The sequence below is a fragment of the Castellaniella sp. FW104-7C03 genome (assembly GCF_040276085.1).
In the GTDB taxonomy this organism is placed as follows: domain Bacteria; phylum Pseudomonadota; class Gammaproteobacteria; order Burkholderiales; family Burkholderiaceae_B; genus Castellaniella.
Genome location: NZ_JBELOK010000009.1, coordinates 119,148 through 139,945 on the forward strand (window position 1 = coordinate 119,148; position 20,798 = coordinate 139,945).

The 20,798-nt window shown below is 57.0% G+C and carries 19 protein-coding genes; 4 read left to right on the forward strand and 15 right to left on the reverse strand.

The annotated features are described in order from the left end of the window. Positions 1-7: 7 nt before the first annotated feature. From ABS758_RS11960 to ABS758_RS11990, 7 genes are all read right to left on the reverse strand, one after another. A complete protein-coding gene (locus ABS758_RS11960) occupies positions 8-691 on the reverse strand; it encodes a TrbM/KikA/MpfK family conjugal transfer protein (protein ID WP_345797821.1) in 684 nt (227 codons plus the stop codon). Positions 692-748: 57 nt separating this feature from the next. Continuing rightward, positions 749-1,042, reverse strand: a complete 294-nt coding sequence (locus ABS758_RS11965) for a plasmid mobilization protein (RefSeq protein ID WP_345797822.1) — start codon at positions 1,040-1,042, stop codon at positions 749-751. A gap of 48 nt (positions 1,043-1,090) precedes the next feature. Further along, positions 1,091-1,990 carry an Abi family protein gene (locus tag ABS758_RS11970; protein WP_345797823.1) on the reverse strand — a complete coding sequence of 300 codons (900 nt, stop codon included), beginning with the start codon at positions 1,988-1,990 and terminating at the stop codon, positions 1,091-1,093. A gap of 151 nt (positions 1,991-2,141) precedes the next feature. Beyond that, positions 2,142-3,458 carry a tyrosine-type recombinase/integrase gene (locus tag ABS758_RS11975; RefSeq protein WP_345797824.1) on the reverse strand — a complete coding sequence of 439 codons (1,317 nt, stop codon included), beginning with the start codon at positions 3,456-3,458 and terminating at the stop codon, positions 2,142-2,144. Between the two features lie 418 nt (positions 3,459-3,876). Then, positions 3,877-4,677 carry an ABC transporter ATP-binding protein gene (locus ABS758_RS11980; RefSeq protein WP_350382906.1) on the reverse strand — a complete coding sequence of 267 codons (801 nt, stop codon included), beginning with the start codon at positions 4,675-4,677 and terminating at the stop codon, positions 3,877-3,879. Continuing rightward, on the reverse strand, positions 4,674-6,341 hold the full coding sequence (locus ABS758_RS11985; RefSeq protein WP_350382905.1) for an ABC transporter permease: 1,668 nt from the start codon (positions 6,339-6,341) through the stop codon (positions 4,674-4,676). Before ABS758_RS11985 ends, ABS758_RS11980 begins: the two co-directional genes overlap by 4 nt. A gap of 124 nt (positions 6,342-6,465) precedes the next feature. After that, complete coding sequence (locus ABS758_RS11990) at positions 6,466-7,503, reverse strand: Fe(3+) ABC transporter substrate-binding protein (RefSeq protein WP_350383064.1); 1,038 nt, start codon at positions 7,501-7,503, stop codon at positions 6,466-6,468. 388 nt (positions 7,504-7,891) lie between these two features. Here ABS758_RS11990 and ABS758_RS11995 point away from each other — a divergent pair, with 388 nt between their 5' ends. The 4 genes from ABS758_RS11995 (at position 7,892) to ABS758_RS12010 (ending at position 12,465) form a co-directional block, all read left to right on the forward strand. After that, a complete protein-coding gene (locus tag ABS758_RS11995) occupies positions 7,892-8,947 on the forward strand; it encodes a DMT family transporter (protein ID WP_350382904.1) in 1,056 nt (351 codons plus the stop codon). Positions 8,948-8,967: 20 nt separating this feature from the next. Beyond that, a complete protein-coding gene (locus ABS758_RS12000) occupies positions 8,968-9,312 on the forward strand; it encodes a YnfA family protein (RefSeq protein ID WP_350382902.1) in 345 nt (114 codons plus the stop codon). Positions 9,313-9,667: 355 nt separating this feature from the next. Then, a complete protein-coding gene (locus tag ABS758_RS12005) occupies positions 9,668-11,890 on the forward strand; it encodes a glycyl radical enzyme family protein (RefSeq protein ID WP_350382900.1) in 2,223 nt (740 codons plus the stop codon). Between the two features lie 98 nt (positions 11,891-11,988). Then, the gene (locus ABS758_RS12010; RefSeq protein WP_350382899.1) at positions 11,989-12,465 is read left to right on the forward strand and encodes a c-type cytochrome; all 477 of its coding nucleotides are present in this window, start codon (positions 11,989-11,991) and stop codon (positions 12,463-12,465) included. A gap of 22 nt (positions 12,466-12,487) precedes the next feature. Here the strand turns inward: ABS758_RS12010 and ABS758_RS12015 are convergent, their stop codons facing one another. The 8 genes from ABS758_RS12015 to ABS758_RS12050 all read right to left on the reverse strand — a co-directional run bounded on the left by ABS758_RS12015 (position 12,488) and on the right by ABS758_RS12050 (position 20,786). Then, positions 12,488-13,489 (reverse strand): zinc-binding dehydrogenase, encoded by a 1,002-nt coding sequence (locus tag ABS758_RS12015; protein WP_350382897.1) that lies wholly within the window; start codon positions 13,487-13,489, stop codon positions 12,488-12,490. Positions 13,490-13,546: 57 nt separating this feature from the next. After that, positions 13,547-14,782, reverse strand: coding sequence for an ABC transporter substrate-binding protein (locus tag ABS758_RS12020; RefSeq protein ID WP_350382895.1), 1,236 nt, complete (start codon positions 14,780-14,782; stop codon positions 13,547-13,549). A 129-nt stretch (positions 14,783-14,911) separates the two neighbouring features. After that, the gene (locus ABS758_RS12025) at positions 14,912-16,294 is read right to left on the reverse strand and encodes an MFS transporter (RefSeq protein WP_350382894.1); all 1,383 of its coding nucleotides are present in this window, start codon (positions 16,292-16,294) and stop codon (positions 14,912-14,914) included. 1 nt (position 16,295) lies between these two features. Next, complete coding sequence (locus ABS758_RS12030) at positions 16,296-16,994, reverse strand: hypothetical protein (protein WP_350382893.1); 699 nt, start codon at positions 16,992-16,994, stop codon at positions 16,296-16,298. Continuing rightward, entirely contained in the window at positions 16,991-17,641 is a 651-nt protein-coding gene (locus ABS758_RS12035; RefSeq protein WP_492329364.1) for an ABC transporter permease, read from the reverse strand. Before ABS758_RS12035 ends, ABS758_RS12030 begins: the two co-directional genes overlap by 4 nt. A gap of 32 nt (positions 17,642-17,673) precedes the next feature. Next, entirely contained in the window at positions 17,674-18,390 is a 717-nt protein-coding gene (locus ABS758_RS12040; protein WP_350382889.1) for an ABC transporter permease, read from the reverse strand. Between the two features lie 133 nt (positions 18,391-18,523). Beyond that, positions 18,524-19,339 (reverse strand): transporter substrate-binding domain-containing protein, encoded by an 816-nt coding sequence (locus ABS758_RS12045; RefSeq protein ID WP_350382887.1) that lies wholly within the window; start codon positions 19,337-19,339, stop codon positions 18,524-18,526. An 82-nt stretch (positions 19,340-19,421) separates the two neighbouring features. Further along, a complete protein-coding gene (locus ABS758_RS12050; protein ID WP_350382886.1) occupies positions 19,422-20,786 on the reverse strand; it encodes a TrkH family potassium uptake protein in 1,365 nt (454 codons plus the stop codon). Between the last annotated feature and the right edge of the window lie 12 nt (positions 20,787-20,798).

Sequence of the window (20,798 nt, forward strand, 5' to 3'; positions counted from 1 at the left end):
GGCCCCTTTAGAAACCGGCCCTGTGCCTGGGATCGGACAATGAGAAATTCCAGCCTGCTGCCCATTGGCCGTTGTGATCCGCGTCCCATTTCGCCTGGGCCGCGTCATAGTCCACGGCCTTGACCCAGCGCCCGCCCATGCTCGGGCGACCGACATAGCGGATGGACAGTTCATAAGTCCAGGCGTGATCGTTGTAGGCCACGCACCAGGCGGGCAACTGCGTCAGCGTCACGGTGGGCAACGGCTGGACTTCGTAGATGGGTTCCCGGGTGCTGGTGGATGCGTCGTATCGGTAGCCGCGCAGCCGCCATTTGTAGGCGGTGTCCGCGTAGCTGCGATTCAGATAGTCGGCATCGCATTTGCCTGCCCCGTGTGAAATGGTGTTCACCCGGTCGGCCATGCCGGATTCCGTGGCAGCAGGGCATTGCGCCAGGAAGGCGCGACGGGCGGCGACCGTCGCACCCCAATCCAGGCCATGGCGGTTGTATTTGAGGATGCCGAAATAGTGATCCAGTGATAGGCTGCATTCGCCTGGACGCAGGCTGGACGACAGGCAGAGCGTGGCTTCGCAGGCCAGCCGGGGGATGCCGGTCAACGGATCAGCGTCGGCGGTGCCGGAGGCATGGGCGAGGGGAGCCAGGACGCAGGCAAGCGCCAGCGTCCTGGCCCGCAAAGCGGGAAGGGTGTGCATGGGGAGATTTCCTGGGGAGAAGGGACAGCGGTTGGCCGAAGGGTGGCCGGGGAGGGGTTAGCGGCGTCGCAGCAGTGTTTGTTGGGCCAGGGCGATGTGTTCGGGCTTGGCCATGGCCCGCACCAGATGGGCGGTTTCAACCGCAGCGGTGCGGGTGTCGCGGAGCTGGCCCAATTCGGCCACGATCTGGCGCAGCAACGCCAGTTCTTCCTGTAGCGTGTCGTCGGCAGCTAGACGGCGGCGGATGTAATTGGACAGTGACAGGCCGGATATGGCCGCTGCTTCGCCCAGACGCGCAGCATGAGCCGAGGTCACCCGGATGCGGATGACTTCGGAGAGAGGTTCATTCATGGTGATTTCCAGGAAGAATGGAGCGATTCGGCCTGACCATCGCGCTGGCTACTGCCAGAGGGATAGCTGCTCCCATCGTGGTGGGAAGCCCATGGCCCGGGTGGGTGGCTTGTGTTGCTCGATCAGGGCTTTTAGCCGTTGCCTCCAGCTATGGTGCGGGGCGACGATGTCCATGCAGTGCAGCAAGAGCGTCAGCGTGTTGTATATCTTGCGGGAGCCTGGCTGGAACTGATGCAGCAGGTTTTGGGGCTTGGTCTTTGGAATCAGCGGGGTGATGGTGAACTCCCGGTTCCATAGGCGGCTATGGTGTGCGCAGGTGTTTCGCACCATCGTCAGGTGGTGCAACCAGGAACCCAAGACCTTCTCATTGACGGCGTAGACTGATGCAATGGCGCTGCGAGTCTGCATGGGTTTGAGATTGCCGTACCAGCGCGAGAGCAGCCCCAGGGACATGACCTCGCAGACTGCCCAGGCCGGGGGCAATTTCTCCGAATACGTTGCCAGCAGGTGTCTGATGAACACTTCATCGGACCTTTGAACCTCTTTTTCCAGTTTCGTAAGGTCGGATTCCCAACGGCCTCGGTTTGCGGCCAATCCGGCGTCCAGGTACGCATGGGGGCCGTGTCGCTGGGAGACTTGGTAAGCCCATTGGCTGCGGATCGAAACTTCAATGCGTTCTATTGCATCCAGCACCAGCAGGCGTAGGCTGCGGTCGAACAGATATAGGTTCAGAACGTCCGTGAAACGGGTGCCCGGGATGAAGGTATGGGGCGTGTGGGTGGCCTCAAAGGGCAACCAATAGGCGCTGAGCCTGTAATAGTTCAGGTGCTGTAGGTAGAATTCCGCTGCCGCATGGTCATCAACGTCCATTCCGCGCCGTTCGAGGATGGCTACCTGTTCGGCATAGGTCGTTGCCGGTTTGGCGAAGGGAAGAGGATGGCGTGTCATTGCAGGCCCATCCGTCTGCTTATTGCTGTTTCGCGGGCCAGAAATGAGTAACCCGCCGGTTTGAGGGTGTACTTTCGTACATAGCCTTGGCGGGTCTTGTCACCGTTAATTATACATGCTTCGGGTGACGAAAGGAATTCCAATTTTGGGTTCATGCGTGGGTCCCGGCGAATTTTCTGAACTGGATGATATTGCTGATCGTGGGCTTGGATGCCTGGGGGGATGACGTTCCTGTCTCGCAGGCAATCAGAAAATCCGCCCACATGGCCAGCGCCTGCCGCCGCTCGGGGATTTCTTCGCGGACATCGTAGATGGCCTCCATGCCTTTGAGCGTGTGGTTCAGCGCGATTTCCGAGATTTCCCGAGAAACACCCATGTTTCTCAGGTGCCCCTTGGCGGTTGATCGGGTGTCGTGTGGCGTAAAGTGCCTGATCGGAATGTCCTGGCGGTCAAAGGCACGTTTGAAAGCGGCCCACAGGGTTGTGGTTCCAACGTGGATGTCTCCCTGGTGCTTGCGCCGCCGTCGCTCCTGACGGGCTGGCAGCAGGTAGATGGATTCGCCGGACAGGTTAATCAGCGCTTCAAACCAGGCGGCAACGGCAGGCACGATGGGAACCAGGAATCCTTTTCTTGTTTTGACCGCCTCATCTGGAATCCACCAGACGCCGCGATCCAGAAACAGATCCTCTTTTTTGGCGCTTGCCAGTTCGATGCCACGCACGCAGGTGGCGAGCAGGATACGGAAGGCCAGTGCGTTTTCTATGCCAATGATGTCGATATCCGGCAGCAATGCCCGGAGCTCATTTTCTTGCAGCATGATGCGTTGGCGAACTGGAGGGCGTGGTCCCATGATGGCCGACAACCGAATCCCTGTGCAGGGGTTTGCCGGAATCAGCATCTGGCCGCAGGCATGATCAAAAAGCATGGATGCCGAGGTCAGGATGCGTTTGCTGACGGTCCAGGTGCGCTTTGCTTCTACGAGCATCCCCACGATGTCTATGGATGTGACGGATGAGGTCAGTCGGGAGCCTAGGTGGGGCAGGATGACTTGCTCATAGTCAGACTTTCGATACTCGATTGTGTCCGCCGCGTAATCTGGTTCAACCAGAACCTTGTCCTGATAGTCCTTCACCAGTTCACGGATGGTCCAATCGGCTCGAACCCGTGTTTTCTCGGATTGTTTTTCGATGGCTGGATCATTACCGCCATCAATGGCTGCACGGTGTTTTCCTGCAAGAATCCTGGCTTCTCGCAATGAGATGTCGGGATAGTTGCCCAGCGTGAGTTCACGCCGTACAGCCTGACCGTTGTGGCGGGTGCCCAACCGGTAGCGCAGTACCCATGTCGCGGTACCGGAACCAGAGAGCGTGAAAGTCAGCCCGCCGCCATCAGATCGGGCGACGGGTTTGCGTTGCGCCACCCAGTTGCGAAGCTGGATGTCGTTGAGTTTATTCGTTGAATTTGCCAAGACTGCCCCTGGCTAGGTGTTCCTGGGTAGCTAGCGATCTGAATCGCTGCTAGCTACCCACCTAGCTACCCGGAAAGGGTGTGATGCCAGGGGTCATCATGGCATGCTCAGAAGCTGAAATTCAAGACGTTGTAGTTAAATAACAGCATGTTAGGAACGTATTGGCGCAACTTGAGACGCTAATCCGAAGTGCAGGTGGCGAGTTTCATTCGATTACAAATATCGTTATTAATCAAATATATATTAAACAAACTTAAACTATTACTTTAAGCTCACCAATCAAGCACCTTTCCACTTCGGGCCTAGTGATTGATCTTCTCCGTATTGTGTGAATACCACCATGGTATCAGCCCGGCGCCTTATGCCGCTCGATCATGGTGGATAAGGACACTACCACAGCGTATGGAAAATACGCAGACTAGCCAGCCTGCGAGTGACTCATGGCATCGGTCAGGAAGCGGCCCACATAATCCGAGGCGGGTTTGAGACGCAGGGAGGATGGAACCGTCCATTGTTCCAAGCAGCCATCGCACATCACGCCGATCTGATCCGCTATGGCGAACGCTTCGTCTTGGTTATGTGTCACCACAATGGCGGTTCGATTTGTTGTCTTGATGATGTCGCGCACTTCACTGGCAAGATGGGTGCGGGTATTGACATCCAGATTCGAGAACGGCTCGTCCAGCAGGAGCAGTTCGGGCGAGGGCGCCAGTGCCCTGGCCAATGCCACACGCTGTTGCTGGCCCCCCGAGAGCTCGTGTGGATAGCGGCGGCCTATGTCCGCAAGGTGCACGATCTCCAGCATCTCCTGAACGCGGGACATACGCTCAGCGCGAGAAACCCCGCGCACGCCAAATCCAATATTTTCGTTTATCGTCAGATGTGGAAACAAGGCGTAATCCTGAAACATCAGGCCGATATGCCGATCTTCCGGCGCGATATGTGTGGTTGGCGACGATAAGGTTCTATTACCCAGTGACAGAACACCACCGATAACAGGCTCGAATCCAGCGATTGCCCTGAGAACTGTCGATTTTCCGCAGCCTGACGGGCCTAGCAAACACCCAACACTGCCTCGCTGAAGCGACAAAGAAAAATCATGGATCACCGTAACGGGTCCGTCAGGTGTCTCGTAGGCGATCCTGACGTGCGACAGATTCAGGAATGAATCATCACCGCCGGTCTGTCCCGCTGGGGCGGGAGATTGAATTGAACTCATTGCTTCTGATGTCCATAGGAAAGATTTGTCCGGGCGAGAAGAATCACAGGCAACAGGCCGGCGAGCACGATGGCCAAAGCCGCCACCGCACCTTCTTCATAGCTCCCGCGGGACGCTTCCGCGTATAGCCACGTGGCCAATGTGTCAAAATCAAAAGGGCGCAACAATAGCGTGGCCGGCAATTCTTTCATGACCTCAACAAAAACCAACAATGCGCTGGCCGCCAGGACAGGGCGCAACAACGGCAGGTGAATGCGCCACAATGCCTTGGCAGGGCTGGCTCCTAAAGTTCTGGCCGCGTGTTCCAGTGAAACGGGCACTCGCGTCAGACCAGCCTCTATCGCGCCAACCGGGATCGCGAGAAACCGGATGGTATAAGCGATGACCAGCAGCCCTGCAGACCCCATGAGAAACAGGCCCTGGCCGCCTATCAGCTCGCCAAGTGTTTGTTCAATCAGCATCACCGGAGTCAATAAGCCAATCGCCAGTACGGTGCCCGGCACCGCGTAACCCAGGCTTGCGACACGCGCCATCGATCTTGCGGGTTGACGCCAGGCACCCTCACGAAGCATGCGGCTTGCCCAGGCAACCATCAGGCCCGCTGCAACCGTAACTACCATCGCCAGCGCAGCGAGCATAACAGTACTGGAAAGACTGCGGCTTAGCGCATCGGATATCCCGTGTCCTTCATGAAACCGCTGCACGACTTCGGCGACCAGGTAGGCGGCTGGAAACACGAAGCCCACAAAAATCGGTAACAGACCAAGCAAAAGCGCAATAGCGGCAGGCGTACCACGCAATACCCGTGCGCGCATTGGCTGCATGCGCTGGGCATTGGCAAAGCGCTGGCGCGCACGTCCTTTTCGTTCCATGAGAATAAGCCCAACCACGATAACCAGCATGGTGAGCGCAATCTGCGCAGCCGCAGCCAGATCTGATCGTGTGGTCCACGACGTATAAACCGAGACAGTCAGGGTTTGCACACCGAGGAATTCTGAGGCGCCAATATCATTGAGTGTCTCCAGCAGGGCCAGGCTCAGCCCAATGGCCCAGGCTGGCCTGGCAAGTGGCAATACAACGCGCCGAAACACCTCTGCCTTATGCGCGCCCAATGTCCGGGCGGCCTCAAGCAGATTGGATGCCTGCGTAAGAAACATGGACCGCATGGTGAGATACACATACGGATAAAGCACAAAGCCCAGCACCAGGATGGCGCCGATCATATTACGGATGTCCGGCAACCTGAACTCGCGCGGGCTGGCATACCCCAACCACGCCCGCAGCATGGATTGCACCGGCCCGATCGGATGCAGGAGATCCAGGTAGGCATAGGCCATGATATATGTTGGCACAGCCAGCGGGAGCAACAAAGCCCAGGCAAGTATCGAGCGGCCCGGAAAATCATAAGCAGTGACCAACCAGGCGCTCCCGACACCCAGCAGGCTGACCACCAGACCAACTCCAGCCAGCAAAATCACTGTATCGCGCAAAGCGGCTGGCATCACCGTGCCCGCCAGATGCTGCCAATGATCCAGATCGCTCCCCAGTGCGTGCCAAGCCAAGGCAAGGATGGGGGTAATGACAGCCAGGCTAATGAGAATGGCTCCAGATGGAGCCCATGATCCTCGGACCGCCCGAGAATAGCGAAGGTTGTGGATTTTCATTCAGGCAAGAGCATAGGGCAAAGGGGGGTTGGAAATGCGCTGGCCCAAAGGACTCTCGCCATATAAAAATACTTAGACCGAATCGAACCCATGGATCCGATTCGGCACACTCAATTGTAAAACCTTAGTTGTCGAAGCCGACTTTATCCACCAGCTCACTTGCCTGTTTGCGATGCTTGGCAATTTCAACCAGGTCCAGCGAGTCAGCCTTCAGAGGCCCCAACGCGGCCATGACGGGGTCTACTTTTACGCCGGCACGCACAGGGTACTCGTAGTTTGCATTGGCATAGATCGCCTGGGCTTCGGGCGAGATGAGGTACTCCAGAAAGCGCACTGCGTTGCCACGGTTAGGTGAGTTCTTGGCGAGCGAAGCGCCGCTGATGTTGACGTGGGTGCCGCCATCAGCATTGCTGGCGAAGGTTGGGCGCACAACTTTGATGGCATCCCCCCAGGCGCGACCTTCCGAGCCGGGCTTATCGTTTTTCATCCGGCCGACGTAATATGCATTGGCGATACCAATGTCGCAGATGCCGCCCAGGATATCCCTGGCAACGTTACGATCGCCCCCAGCTGCTTTGCGGGCGAGATTCTGTTTGACACCTTCAAGCCAGGTCTCCGTAGCCTGAGGCCCGTTGTGAGCAATCATTGCGGCGATCAGCGCGGTATTGTAAGGGTGCTGCCCCGAGCGGATGCAAACCTTGCCTTTCCATTTCGGATCAGCCAGTTCTTCGTAGGTGAAAGTTGTCAGCGGCAGGTTTTTGTCTGCGTAAAGCACTCGGTCCCGCAGGGAAAGCGTAAACCACTGGCCATCCTTGCCACGCAGGTTGGCCGGTATGACTTCTTCCAGGGCCTTTGAGTGCACGGGCTGGGTCACACCGGCGCCAACCAGATCCAGCACATTCCCGATATCGACAGTCATGAGCACATCGGCGGGGGACCGCTCGCCTTCAGAGCGCACGCGTTCCAGCAAACCAGACTTGATGAAGATTGTCCGGACTTCTATCCCACTGTCTTTGGTGAAGGCGTCCAGCAACGGCTGGATCAAAGCCGGTTCTCGCGTGGTGTAGAGATTGACCTCTTGTGCCGCCAAAGCCGCTGGGGCGGCAAAGGTGGACGCCAAGACAACAGCGGCAGCTCGTAGAGCGAGAGATTTCATCGACATATCCTTGGTAAGTGGGAGGCGAGGCGGCTGAACAGCCACCAGATATTTTTGCTGAATAGAAATCGTTCGCACGTAGATTAGCTGTTGGCAATCCTGACGTCAACCTGAAATACGGGGTATTTAAGGAGAATCCTGGTGGCCTGAGGCCGTACAGGCACGTCATCGACAATGTGCAGCCCACATGGTTTGCGCGTGGCTGCTTGTTGAACGCAGTTGGCTTGTAAAATGCAGGTAGCTTTTACGGTTATGGGGACACACGCCCGGGTTTTGATCTGCCCAAGGTACCTGTGACATGCAGTGTGCGGTCACGGCCACAAACCAGTGGCAGATTTGGCTAAAGTTGAGGAAAGGTAATGCAGTCACAGCCTGTTTTGACGCTGGCCACGCCATGAACCTGACCCGCTCAGCAGGCGCGGCACTTGCAGCCGCGGCCCTGTTTGGTGCCAGCACACCGTTTGCCAAGCAGCTCGTAGGCGATATGCCACCCGTCATGCTTGCGGGCTTGCTTTATCTCGGCAGTGGCATCGGCCTGTGGGTGTTTCGCCTGGCGAAATCACGCAGGCTTGATATACCCCACCTGAGCGGGCCAGAATGGCTCTGGCTTGCGTGCGCCATTGTCTTTGGAGGGATTCTCGGTCCAGTCCTCCTGATGGTGGGGCTAAGTTACACCTCTGCTGCGCAGGCCTCTTTGCTTCTTAATCTGGAAGCTGTCCTCACAGCCGTACTCGCCTGGATCGTGTTTCACGAACATACCGATCAACGTATCATTCTTGGCATGTGTCTCATTGTTGCAGGCGGCCTTTCTCTGGCAGTCCCGCAGGGTGGGGGGCTTGCATCCGGCAGTGCGCTGGGCAATCTTGCGGTGGCGGCTGCCTGCCTGTGCTGGGCATTGGACAACAACCTGACTCGCAAGGTGTCGGCGACAGATGCACTGTTTCTGGCCGGCACCAAGGGGTTGGTGGCTGGTGCCACCAATACTGCCATTGCGTTGGCCCTGGGCTACTCTCTGCCCGCATGGCCACTGGCGGCCGAATCCATGGGACTGGGCCTGGCGGGGTATGGCGTGAGCCTCGTGCTTTTCGTGCTGGCGCTGCGTGGCCTGGGCTCTGCACGCACAGGAGCCTATTTCTCTACGGCGCCCTTCGTGGGCGCTGTCATCGCCATCATCGGCTATGGTGAAGCAACCTCCATCATATTCTGGGCTGCCGCCCTGTTGATGGCAGTTGGTGTCTGGTTGCACCTCACTGAGCGCCACGACCACATGCACACGCACGACGCACTGGTGCATAGCCATCCGCATGTGCATGATGAGCACCACCAGCATCAACACGACTTTCCCTGGGACGGCACGGAACCCCACACCCACCTGCATCAGCATAGGCCCATCACGCACCGTCATCCGCATTACCCGGACATTCACCATCAGCATCATCATTCTCCTTAGATGGTGCACAATCCCGAGCTATGGAACCCTCACTTGGCTTTTTCAGAGTAGTCTCGCTATTTGCGGTAACCGCTGTCGCCGAAATTGTTGGCTGCTATCTTCCCTGGCTGGTAATCAGACAAGGACGCTCAGCGTTTTTGCTAGTACCTGCAGCCGTTTCACTCGCGCTGTTTGTATGGCTGCTGACACTGCACCCAACTGCAGCGGGACGTACCTACGCAGCATACGGTGGGGTGTATGTGGCGATTGCTCTTTGCTGGTTGTGGCTTGTAGAGGGCCAACGGCCAGATCGCTGGGATCTGGCGGGCGTATTAACAATCCTGGTCGGTGTAAGCCTTATTGTGCTGGGGCCCAGAAGCAACTGAGGCCCAAACACCACAGCTGTACGTTTATAGCGCTGTATTAAAGGCTAAATATGCCGAACTGACCCGTATTGGAACATCAGATGCTGGTCCAGCGAGCAGGGCTGACAGCCGAGCATGGCGTACGGCACAAAAGACATATCCACACTGCCAAACACACTTTTTAATACCGTATTCTTAACGTATGTTAAGGATATGTTTGCTCGGCAAAAATACTATATGTTGTATTAAAAAATAAATAATGCACAATATATAGTATTAATAAGCAGAAACAAACCAAGCGTCATGTCGCAGTCATCGCAGCCATTTTGGTCTGCCTCTGCGGTCTTCTCACGCCCACTTAAAAGAGCGACCATCCATGCAAATCAAACCCGTATCGCCAGACATCGGCCAGCAGATGCTGGCCCAAAGTAAATTCTTCATGGGTTATGCCCGCTGGGATGAAGCCCATAACGCCTACGAAACCTGGCCCAGGGCCATTGAGCGGGTGATGCGCATGCACAAAGAGAAGTACGCACATCGCCTGACGCCAGAACTCTCTGCACTGATGGCACAGGCCCAGAGCGCCTACGAAAACCAACTTGTACTAGGCGCGCAGCGTGCCCTGCAATTTGGCGGCGAGCAGATTCGCAAGCACGAAGCCAAGATGTACAACTGCAGTTTTTCCTACGCAGACCGGCCCGCGTTTTTCCAGGAAGCCATGTACTTGCTGCTGTGCGGCTGCGGTGTTGGTTTTTCGGTGCAACCTCGGCACGTCCAAAAATTGCCACCCATCGCTGCACGTGCGGCCGGCCAAGCCCGTATTTTTCAGATTCCGGATTGCATCGAGGGCTGGGCCGATGCCTTTGGTGTCCTGCTGTCTTCGTATTTTGTCCGGAGTGGGGCGTTTCCTGATTATCAGGGGGCGCCGGTGCACTTTGATTACAGCCGTATCCGCCCGGCAGGCTCGATGATCAGCGGCGGCTTCAAGGCACCAGGGCCAGACGGCCTTCGCCGGGCGCTGGAGCGCTGCGAAGCCCTGATTGAAGGCGTACTGGCTCAAGGGCAACAAGTGCTGTCTCCCATTGTGGTGTACGACTTTGTCATGCACATGGCCGATGCGGTGTTGTCTGGCGGAGTGCGGCGTTCCGCCACCATCTGCCTGTTTGATAAAAACGACGAAGCCATGCTGGCGGCTAAAACAGGCAACTGGTACGTGGATAATCCACAGCGCGGACGCAGCAATAATTCGGTCATTATCCAGCGCGACCAACTCACCCGGGCCGAGTGGGCACGCATCATGCGCTCGGTGCGTGATTACGGCGAACCTGGCTTTGTATTTACCGATAACCTGGATTTTGGCTTTAACCCCTGCGTGGAAATCGGCTTGTATCCGGTAGCAGAGGATGGCCGCTCCGGCTTTCAGTTCTGCAACCTGTCTGAAATCAACGGCGCCGCTTGCACCACACGCGAGGTCTTTCTGCAGGCGTGCCATGCTGCGTCCGTCTTGGGTACCCTGCAAGCTGGATATACCGATTTCCACTACCTGGACGATGCCTCGTGCCAGATCACCGAACGCGAGGCCCTGATCGGGGTCTCCATCACAGGCTGGATGAACAACCCCAAGGTGTTGTTTGATGAAGACCTGCTGCGCGAAGGCGCCGACCTGGTACGCGCCACCAACCGGCAGGTTGCGGGCCTGTTGGGGATACGGCCTGCGGCCCGCACCACCTGCGTCAAGCCCAGCGGCAACGCTTCGGTGTTGTTGGGCACGGCCTCGGGTATTCATGGCGAACACGCACCACGCTACCTGCGGCATGTGCAGATGAACAGCATGGACGAAGTGGCCCGGCTGCTGCAGCAAGAAAACCCCACAATGTGCGAGGCATCCGTCTGGAATCAACAGGATATCGTCGTAGCGTTTCCCATGATCCCCAAGGTGGGCTCTTTATTCAAAGATCAACTACTGGGCATACAGCAGCTGGAATACGTAAAAAAGGTACAGCGCAGCTGGGTTGCCCAGGGCACCGATCCAGCACTCTGCCGAGAACCGGGCTTGCGGCATAACGTGTCCAATACCGTCACCGTAGACGACTGGGACCAGCTTGAACAATATTTGTTTGATAATCGCCAGTGGTTTGCGGGTGTGTCGCTACTGGCGCAGCATGGCGATCGGGCCTACCCACAAGCCCCGTTTACGCAAATCCATACAGCTGAACAGATCACGGCCCGTTACGGCCAGGGGGCCATGTTCGCCTCAGGGCTGATCGTCGATGGACTGCACGCCTTTAACGATAATATCTGGCTGGCCTGCGACACTGCCCTTGGGCAGGGCCTGACGCTGTCCGATAATGCCAGCGATTTGCTGAAACGCGATTGGGTGCGCCGCTTTGAGAAATTTGCGCACAACTACTTTGGTGGCGATATTCTGCAAACTTCGTTTTGCCTGAAAGATTGCCATAACTTGCACAAATGGCACAGCATACTCAATACCCTGGTACCTATCGATTTTGCCCAAAGGTTAGGTGAGCCTCGCTACACGGATGCGGATCAGTTGGCCAGCCAGGCGTGCGTTGGTGGAGCGTGCGAACTGACGTTTTAAGCAGGTTGAATGATTGGGGCCGTGCCTTGACCTTCCCACTATGGTAAGCATTAAGCTTGTGCCCCAACTCTTAACACGGCAGGTGATGATTCGTGCCAATGACACGTTTTTCCAAAGTATGGGCCACGGCTGCAATTGTTGTTGCCGGCGTGGGTATTGGCGCCTACGTATTTCTTGCCGGCGGGGCGTCACACAAAACGCTGATCAATGCCACAGATCAAGATCTGATCGTCCAGGGTCAAGCGATCTACACTAGCAGCTGTGCAGCTTGCCATGGCGCAATGTTGCAAGGCCAGCCAAGCTGGCGCGAGCGCATGGCCAACGGGCGATTGCCTGCGCCACCACACGATCAGACGGGGCACACCTGGCACCATCCCGACGCTGTGCTGTTCGATCTCGTTAAACATGGCCTGGTGCCCGGGCGTACGGCACCGCCAGGTTATCAAAGCGATATGCCGGCCTTTGGCGGCGTGCTAAACGACAACCAGATCGTCGCGGTACTAACCTACATCAAGAGCACCTGGCCCGCAGATGTTCAGCGCATGCAAAAGGACGTCACTGCTCAGCAGCAATGACGCCGTTGGTGCAGGACTCTTTTTAATCCAGACCACGTATCACGATTTTGCCTACCTGGGCGTTGGCTTCCATACGCTCCAGGGCTTCGGCCAGTTGGGACATGGGGTAGACACGGTCGATGAGTGGCTGCATGGCCGGATCGGCCATCCGGGGCAGGATATCGTCGACGACCCCCTGGACAATACGATGCCGTTGAGATGGGCTGAGACGCTTGCTGGACACCCCAAACAGGTGCAGCCGCTGGCTATGTACCGCGCGGATGTCCAGCGTGGCCTCGTGCTCGTCATCCATATACCCCACCATCGCCAGGCGGCCCTGAAACGCCAGTGCACGTATGCAGGTGGGCAGCATCGAGGCCCCTACAATATTGACCACCAGGTTGACGCCCTGGCCGTCGGTGGCGGCCAGCACGGTGTCATCAAAATCAGTGCGGCGCGTGGCGATCCCGAGATCAAGCCCTAGGGGTTGGAGAGCCGCCAATTTGTCTGAGGATCCTGACGTACCGATTACACGGGCACCCAGTGATTTGGCCAGTTGCAATGCCGCTACGCCTACACCAGATGCCACACCGGTAATCAGCAGCCACTCACCCGCAGCAAGGTGCCCTTGGCCAATCAACATATCGTGTACCACCTGCGTGCTGATCGGCAGGGCGCCTGCCTGCACCCAGGACAAGGTGTCGGGTACCTTCATGGCATCCTGAACATCCATCAGGACAGCATCGGCAAAGGCCCCATGACAGCGCCCCATCACCCGGTCGCCCGGATTGAATCCAGCGCAATCCGGGCCCAGTTGCAGGATCTCACCCGCAGCCTCGGCACCCAAAGGCTTGGGTTGCCGAGATGCAGATTGACGCAGTGCCAGGATTTCACCGCGGTTCAAGCCTGCTGCACGTACCCGCACCAATAATTGCTGTGGGCCGGGCGCAGGCGTGGATACTTGCTGTGGCTGGATCTGGAGGGCGTTGTGTCGAATCTGGGCAAAGTAGGCGAGCATGGTAGTGACCTTGATATCGAGAAGCACGAAGCAGACTGCTTACGATATCACCGGGTAGGCCATGATGGCGCGTCGACCCAGCCTTTATTGCGCTTTGATGGCTGTTTTCAGCATCGGGCAGGTGGACTCGTCCAGCGTACCATAAGCGGTTTCGGCGGGAATGACTGCCGCCACTTTATGAAGATCCCAGGGGCCGGTACTCTCGGCCGGAGTTTTCACCTGCAGCAGTGTCATGTCGTTCATCATCCGACCATCGGCGCGGATGACCCCATGATCAACAAAAAAGTCGTTTACGGGATGCGATTTGAGCCATGCCATGATGGTGTCGGCGTCATCGGTGCCTGCTTGGCTCACCGCCTTGAGATAGCTTGTGGCTGCGGAGTAATCACCGGCCTGGCCATAGGTGGGCATGCGCCCGATATCCTTCAGGTAGCGCTTCGACCACGCTTCAGAGTCCGGATTTTTGTTCCAGTACCACGGCACCGTGAAATACATACCCTGGGTAACCTCCAGGCCCAGCGCGTGGATGTCCAGCAAAGTAGCAGTCAGCCCCACCGGAATCATGGTACGGGTCAGGCCAAACTCGACGGCTGTTTTTAAGGAATTGACAAAATCTGCCGTGGCATTTGCCAAGGCCAGGACTTTGGCTCCGGAGTTTTGTGCTTGCAACAAAAACGAGGAGAAATCCGGGGTGCCCAGTGGTGTACGGACCGACCCCAACACGGTTCCACCCGAGGCTTTGACCACGGCAGCCGTATCGTGCTCGAGCTCATGGCCAAAGGTGTAATCGGTGGTGAGGAAAAACCAGGAGGATCCACCCTCGCGAACCACCGCCGCACCTGTCCCGCGGGCCAGGCCACGCGTGGAATATGTGTACTGAATGGTATAGGGGTTGCATTGGTCGTTGGTGAAGGCCGAAGAGCCTGCCCCGGAGGTGATGAAAGGCTTTTTCTTTTCGGCGGCCACCGCAGACATCGCCAGGCTGGCGGCAGAGCTTGTTCCGCCAATCAGCAAATCCAGTTTCTGGTTATCAAACCAGTCGCGGGCCAGGGCAGAGGACACATCCGCCTTGTTGCGACTATCAGCTACCAAAAGCTCGACAGGGTGGCCATTTATCTGGCCACCAGCGTCCGCGATAGCCATACGGATGGCATGTGCGCCTCCGGGCCCGTCTCCATCGGCATAGACACCCGACATGTCGGTAATGAAGCCGATGCGGATAACGTTATCTGAAATGCCGGCCGCCTGTGCAGGCGCCAGGGCGCACGTCAATGCGGCGGCGGACAGCGCCAGGCGGGCAACTGAAAGAGGGTGTCTCATGGTGCAAACCACAAAAGAGGAGAAAGTCGATATGATGCCAGCCCGACGCAGTATAGGCACGAGTATGCCTACTTGAGCAGGGGTAAAGCACGACGTCAATGCTTCAAGGTAAGCTGTAAAAAACAGCGCTTACCAGGCACCATGGTGCTCGGGCACCGACGCAATAAGCCGCATTGATGCCGCCACCAGCACTGCCCAGAAGCCATAGAGCCAGGCCTGGCTGATGCCGGGGTCGGAGGATACGGACAGCACCATGGTGACAATCGAAATAAAAGTGATGGTGCCTACCTGAATAGACAGCGTTCTGATGGCTGCCAGCATGGCTGCGGATTTTGGCGCCAACTGCAAGCCAGCGTTTCTACTGGCGGGGTTCACCGTGCCGGTACCCATCCCCAGCAAAAATGTGACGGCCATCAACCAGGTAAAAGGTGACAGGCCAAACCAGGGCGGCAAAGCCACCAGCAGCATCCCCAGGCCGATCAGGCTGGCGCCAATATACAAAGGAACGCGATATCCGGTACGGCGGATAGCCATCGTGCATGCCAGTGAGAACGCAATAGCCGCCACGCCTTGAGAGACCAGCAAAGAGCCGGCTTGCAGGGCACTCAAGCCATACCGGTTGGTGGCATATAGGGGAATCAGCGCCACCGCACCGATCGTGATGCCGCCGTAGAGCACGTTGATCAGATTCACCACCCCAAAGCCAGGCCCGTAAATCAGTGGAGGCGCAATAAAAGGATGATCACTGCGACGGATATGCCAGAAAAACAGCCAGCCAGCCAACAAGGCCAGCACTGCCGGGATCAAAATGCGTGGTGAACCAAACGGAACATTGTGTTCTCCCAGAAAACTGGCAGCCAGCATGCCTGCCAGCAAACACACGCCAATATAGGCAATGCCCGGGTAATCCATTCGAGCGTCAGGGCGCTGGCTTCGGGGTGGGTCTGGCGGGATATATCGCAGGGTCATCCACAGTATTAGCAGGCCAATGGGCACATTGACAAAAAATACGCCGCGCCAGTTCCAGTAGGTGACAAACAGCCCACCAAAAATGGGCCCGATCATGGCCCCAATGGGGAAAATGCTGCCAAACAGACTCACCGCCCGATCGCGGCTATTACCAAAGTAATCAACAACAATGCCTGTGGCGGAAGGAGTGATGCCGGCCCCGCCGGCCGCCTGCAGGACGCGCAACACAATCAGGACTGCGATATTGCTGGTGAGGCCGCACAGCAGCGACGCTACCGTAAACACGCTGATTGAAATGAGAAATACACGCCGGCGGCCCAGACGCTCGCTAAGCTTGCCGGCAACGGGCAGCATCAGCACGAAACCAAACGCAAATGCGGTGAGTGTCCAGCCAGCCCAGTTAATGGAGGTATCCAGGCCTTGTTGCAATTCATGCAAAACGGTGGCGACGATTGTCGAATCCACCGATGTCATGATCAATGCCAGGCCAACAGTAACGAAGGCCGGAACCCGGTGGATGGGCGCTGCATGTGTATCTGGCATCTTAGTGCTTTTGCAGTCCTGTCAGACCTTGCAGCCCCTCAAGCAGGTTTTGCAAATTGGTGGGCTTTGCCGGCAGCGCAAACTGGCTGGCCGGCGGCGTTTGCGTGGAAATTGATTGCAAGGTGAAATCCTGCCCAATGCGCAAAATGCCGCGACGCTGCGCGGGCAGGGCGCTGGCTAGCCGCTGGGCACTGTCCGAGCTCATCAGGGCCTGCAAGGTGTGCAGGTAGGTCGTGCTCATGTCAACAACGGCCACCTGATCCGTTAATACAGCATCGGTGACATGCGCCTTGCCCTGTGTGTCAGTGTAGTTCAGCTGATATACGTGCCCCTGAATACCTGCGATGGTCTCGACTTTATGCAGATCACGCACCGAATTGACGTGATCGGGCAGTGTGTATTGGCCTTGTGACTGCGTCAGTGCGCTGAGGCCTTGCACCAGCCCCCCCATTTCCATCACCACGGGGCCGCCCATCTTGTATGTAACTGTGTACGGTTTGCCGTCACGCACGACAACGTAGTCCTTCTGGCCTTGACGCCCCAGGCGCACAGGACCGTCAGTTTGCCACGACAACGTGGCCGTATCCTGCCGTGTCTGCACCACGGCAGTGCCGCTGGCAACTGCGGCAAGGGGTGCCGCCAAGCATCCCGCCATCACCACACAAACGGTTGTGCCGGATCGAAAGCAATATCGCATCATGAAGACCTCACCTGAAGTTTGAGGCTGCGCTCGAACAACCACGCGCATCCCAGCAGGGTAACGTTGATCATCAAGTACAGCAGGCCCGCGATAACAAAGGTTTCGACAATCAGGTAGCTTTGGCTCATCAGACGCCGCGCCATTCCCGTGAGTTCCATCACAGCAATCGTGGAAGCCAGGCTGGTGCCTTTGATGGCCAGAACCAGTTCGTTGCTGTAGGCGGGAAACGCCTGGCGGATTGCCAAGGGAAACCGGATGCGACGAAACACCTGAAGACGGGTCATGCCACACGATACCGCAGCATCAATCTGCCCGCTGGCTACAGATTGCAAGCCGCCGCGGATGGCTTCGCCCATATAAGCACCACTATTGAGACTGATCGCCAGGATGGCACAACGTGCCCCATCGCTGAAAAGCCACCATAACCAGGGTTGATCATGCACAAAGCCAAGTGTGCCAATGCCGTAGTACAGCAGAAACAATTGGATTAACAGTGGTGTGCCGCGAAATATAGTGCTGTAAAAAAAAGCGATGCCAGCCACCAGGCGATTGTTTGCACTGCGCATCAGGGCGCTGCCCAGGCCCAGCAAAGAAGCAAACACAATTGAGAACAAACCAATCCGCAGAGTGATCCAAAACCCGTCGATGAGAACAGGAAATGCTTTCTGCATGAGTTCAATCATCTGCGGGCTCCTTGCATGCCGCGCCCAAAGTGGCGCTCAGCCCAGACAAAAATGGCCTGACTGCATGCACCGATCAGAAAGTAGAGGATTCCTGCCAGCAAATATAAGGTAAGCGGCGCCCGAGTGGCGGCAGAACCCAACACGGCCGCCCGCATGAGTTCGACCAGGCCCACCAGAGAGATCAAGGCCGTGTCCTTGAGGGCGTTTTGCCACACATTGTTGGCACCCGGCAGCGCATACCAAAACAACTGAGGCAAAGTAATGCGCCGCAATACCTGGGGGCGGCTCATGCCAATGGCACGGGCTGCTTCGATCTGACCGCTGTCGATGGCTTTGAATGCCCCGCGGAATACCTCAACGCTATATGAGCCGGAGATCAGGCCAATGGCAAGAATCCCCACCAGTATGGGAAAAACCTTGCTCATCAGGTCGTCCCACTCGAGCCAATCAGCCAGATCGGCAGCGGACTGCACCGTACCAAAAAAAAGCAGATAAATGATCAGAAGCTCGGGGACGCTACGTACCAGCAGGGTATACAGGCTGATCAGGCTGCGCGCCAACCAGTGGCCTCCGGATTTCAGTGCCGCGCCGGAGATGCCGATGGCCAGTCCCAGCATGATCCCGCACACACTGATGAACACTGTCATACCGGCACCGCGCAACAGCATGGTGCCCCAGCCAGCGCTCAGGATCTCGGTCAGGGAAGCATTCATGAAATGGCAGGCACGGTGGCCTTGGATGGAACTTCAGGCACCTTGGCATTGGGTGCCAAAAAAGAAAACCGGCCTTGGGCCGTCACACAGCCGGTGCGCGACAAGCCCAAGGCGGAAGCAACAAGACAAAAGCTTACTTGCAGGCGGCGTAGTTGGACAGATCGACACCAAACCATTTCTGGCTGGACGTCTTTAGGGTGCCATCCTGGATCAGCTCGCACAAGGCTTTGTCGACCTTGGTTTTGAGCTCGGTGTTTTTCTTGTTGATGCCCGCGCCGATGCCCAGGCCCAAAATATCGGGATCAGCACTGCTTTTGACAACGTAATCGGCCAGAGCAAATTTGTCTTTGCCACTGGTGCTGAGAAACTGGCTTTGAGGGGTAACCTCGGAGAACGTCGCATCCAGCCGACCCGCAGAAAGATCCATCTGCATCTGGTCTTGCGTTTCATACGTTTTCAGTTTCAGGTCGGGTGCATATTTTTGCAAAAATGCCCCCTGAGTAGTGCCACTTTGCACGCCCACCGTCTTGCCGGCCAAGCCTTGCAACAACGTTTTCTGGTCTGCCGCCTTTAACAGGGGGCTGCCTGCGGGCAGGACAAATGCAGAGTCTTCGGTGGCGTAGGGAATGCTGAAGGAAATCACCTTAGAGCGCTCGGCCGTAACGGACATGCCCGAAATCACCAGATCAAAGCGCTCGGCTTCAAGAGCGGGGATCAGGCTGTCGAAAGCTTGCACCACAAAACGGCATTTCATGTCCAGCTTCTTGCACAGTGCGTGCCCGACATCAGCATCAAAGCCGGTGACCTTGCCTTGAGCATCGACCATGCTCCAGGGCGGATACCCGCCTTCGGTGCCGATTTTCAGGGTGGCTGCCGAGGCAGCAGTGGCCAGGCCGGCAAGGCCCAGCGCGGCGCACAGCAGCGCCTTTCGTGCAATGGAGGTCACCATGGACAGCATCCTTTTTTGACGGGTTTCGGAAACCGCAATAGTAGTACATCAAGGCCAGCCCCGCTTTGTTGCAGGTGTGGGATCAACCAATCTGGATAGTGCCTTCTGGATAGCGGACGCGGCTGTTTTTCCGAGTGCCCAGGCTATAGACCAGCGTCAGGGGCCCCACTCGTCCGACAAACATCAGCACGATCAAAAGCATCTGGCCTGGCAGGCTTAGCGTACGGGTGAAATCAGGACTAAGGCCCGTGGTGCTAAAGGCTGCCATCACTTCCATCAAAATCATCATAAAGGGCTGATGGTCGAGCAGACTGAGCAAAAAGACCCCGATACACACCAGGCTGCCCGATACCATGAGCAAGGCCAGCGCCTTATGCACGGCTTCCGGGGCAATCCGCCGATGCATCAGTACGATTTCTTTGCGCTGCAGCACATAGGCACGCACCACTGCAATAAGAATGATAAAAGTGCCCAGCTTGATGCCGCTGGCAGTGGACAAGGATCCACCACCGATAAACATCAGGAGCACCAGTAGAAAGCGTGTACTGTCATGGAGCTGACTGACATCCATGCTGGCAAAGCCCGCTGTGCGCGCCCCGACCACTTGTGTCCAGGCAGCCAGCCCCTGGCTCGCCAGCGGCATACCTCCCAGTGTGGCTGCATTTTGGGATTCGATCAGCCAAAACAGGGCCCATGCACTGAGGTTGAGCACCAGCGTGGCAATCAGCATGATGCGGGTGTAATACGCAAGTGATTGCCACGCACGCTTCTGATAAATATCAGCCAATACACTAAAGCCAATACCGCCCAGAATAATGCAGCCGGTTATCACGAATGTGGTGACAGGATCACTCACAAAGCGCTCGAGGCTGTCGGAAAACAGCGTGATACCGGCGTTATTGAATGCCGACACGGCATGGAAAACTGCCATCGGAAACGCATGGGCCAGTGAATCGTTGCGCCACCACCATAGAGTAAGAATCAGGATGGCTGCCGCCTCGATCGCCAGCGTAAATTTGATGACCGTTGCCGCGGTATGGCCAATACGCGACACACTGGTCTGGTTGAACGCCTCGAGTGCCAACGCCTGATAGCGCAAACTTAGCCGCTTGCCTAGCGTCAGTGACGCCACAATGGCGAAGGTGACAAACCCGATCCCGCCAATCTGAACGAGAACCAGCACAATGCCTTGCCCCAGTACTGTGAGATCTGTTGCGAGATCGATCACCGTCAAGCCAGTGACCGTGACAGAAGACACTGCTGTGAACAAGGCCTGAAAGAAACTGATAGGCCGCGCCTGTGCTGCCGGCAGGAGCAGCAGACCCGTACCCAGCAGGATCAACACCAAAAAACTGCCAGCCAGCACCGCCGGTGGGCTGGCTTGCAGCTGCCCGGTGTGTCGTGCACGCTGGTACGCCCGAAAGGGATGGATAGTAAAGCGTGCCATATAAGAAAGCAG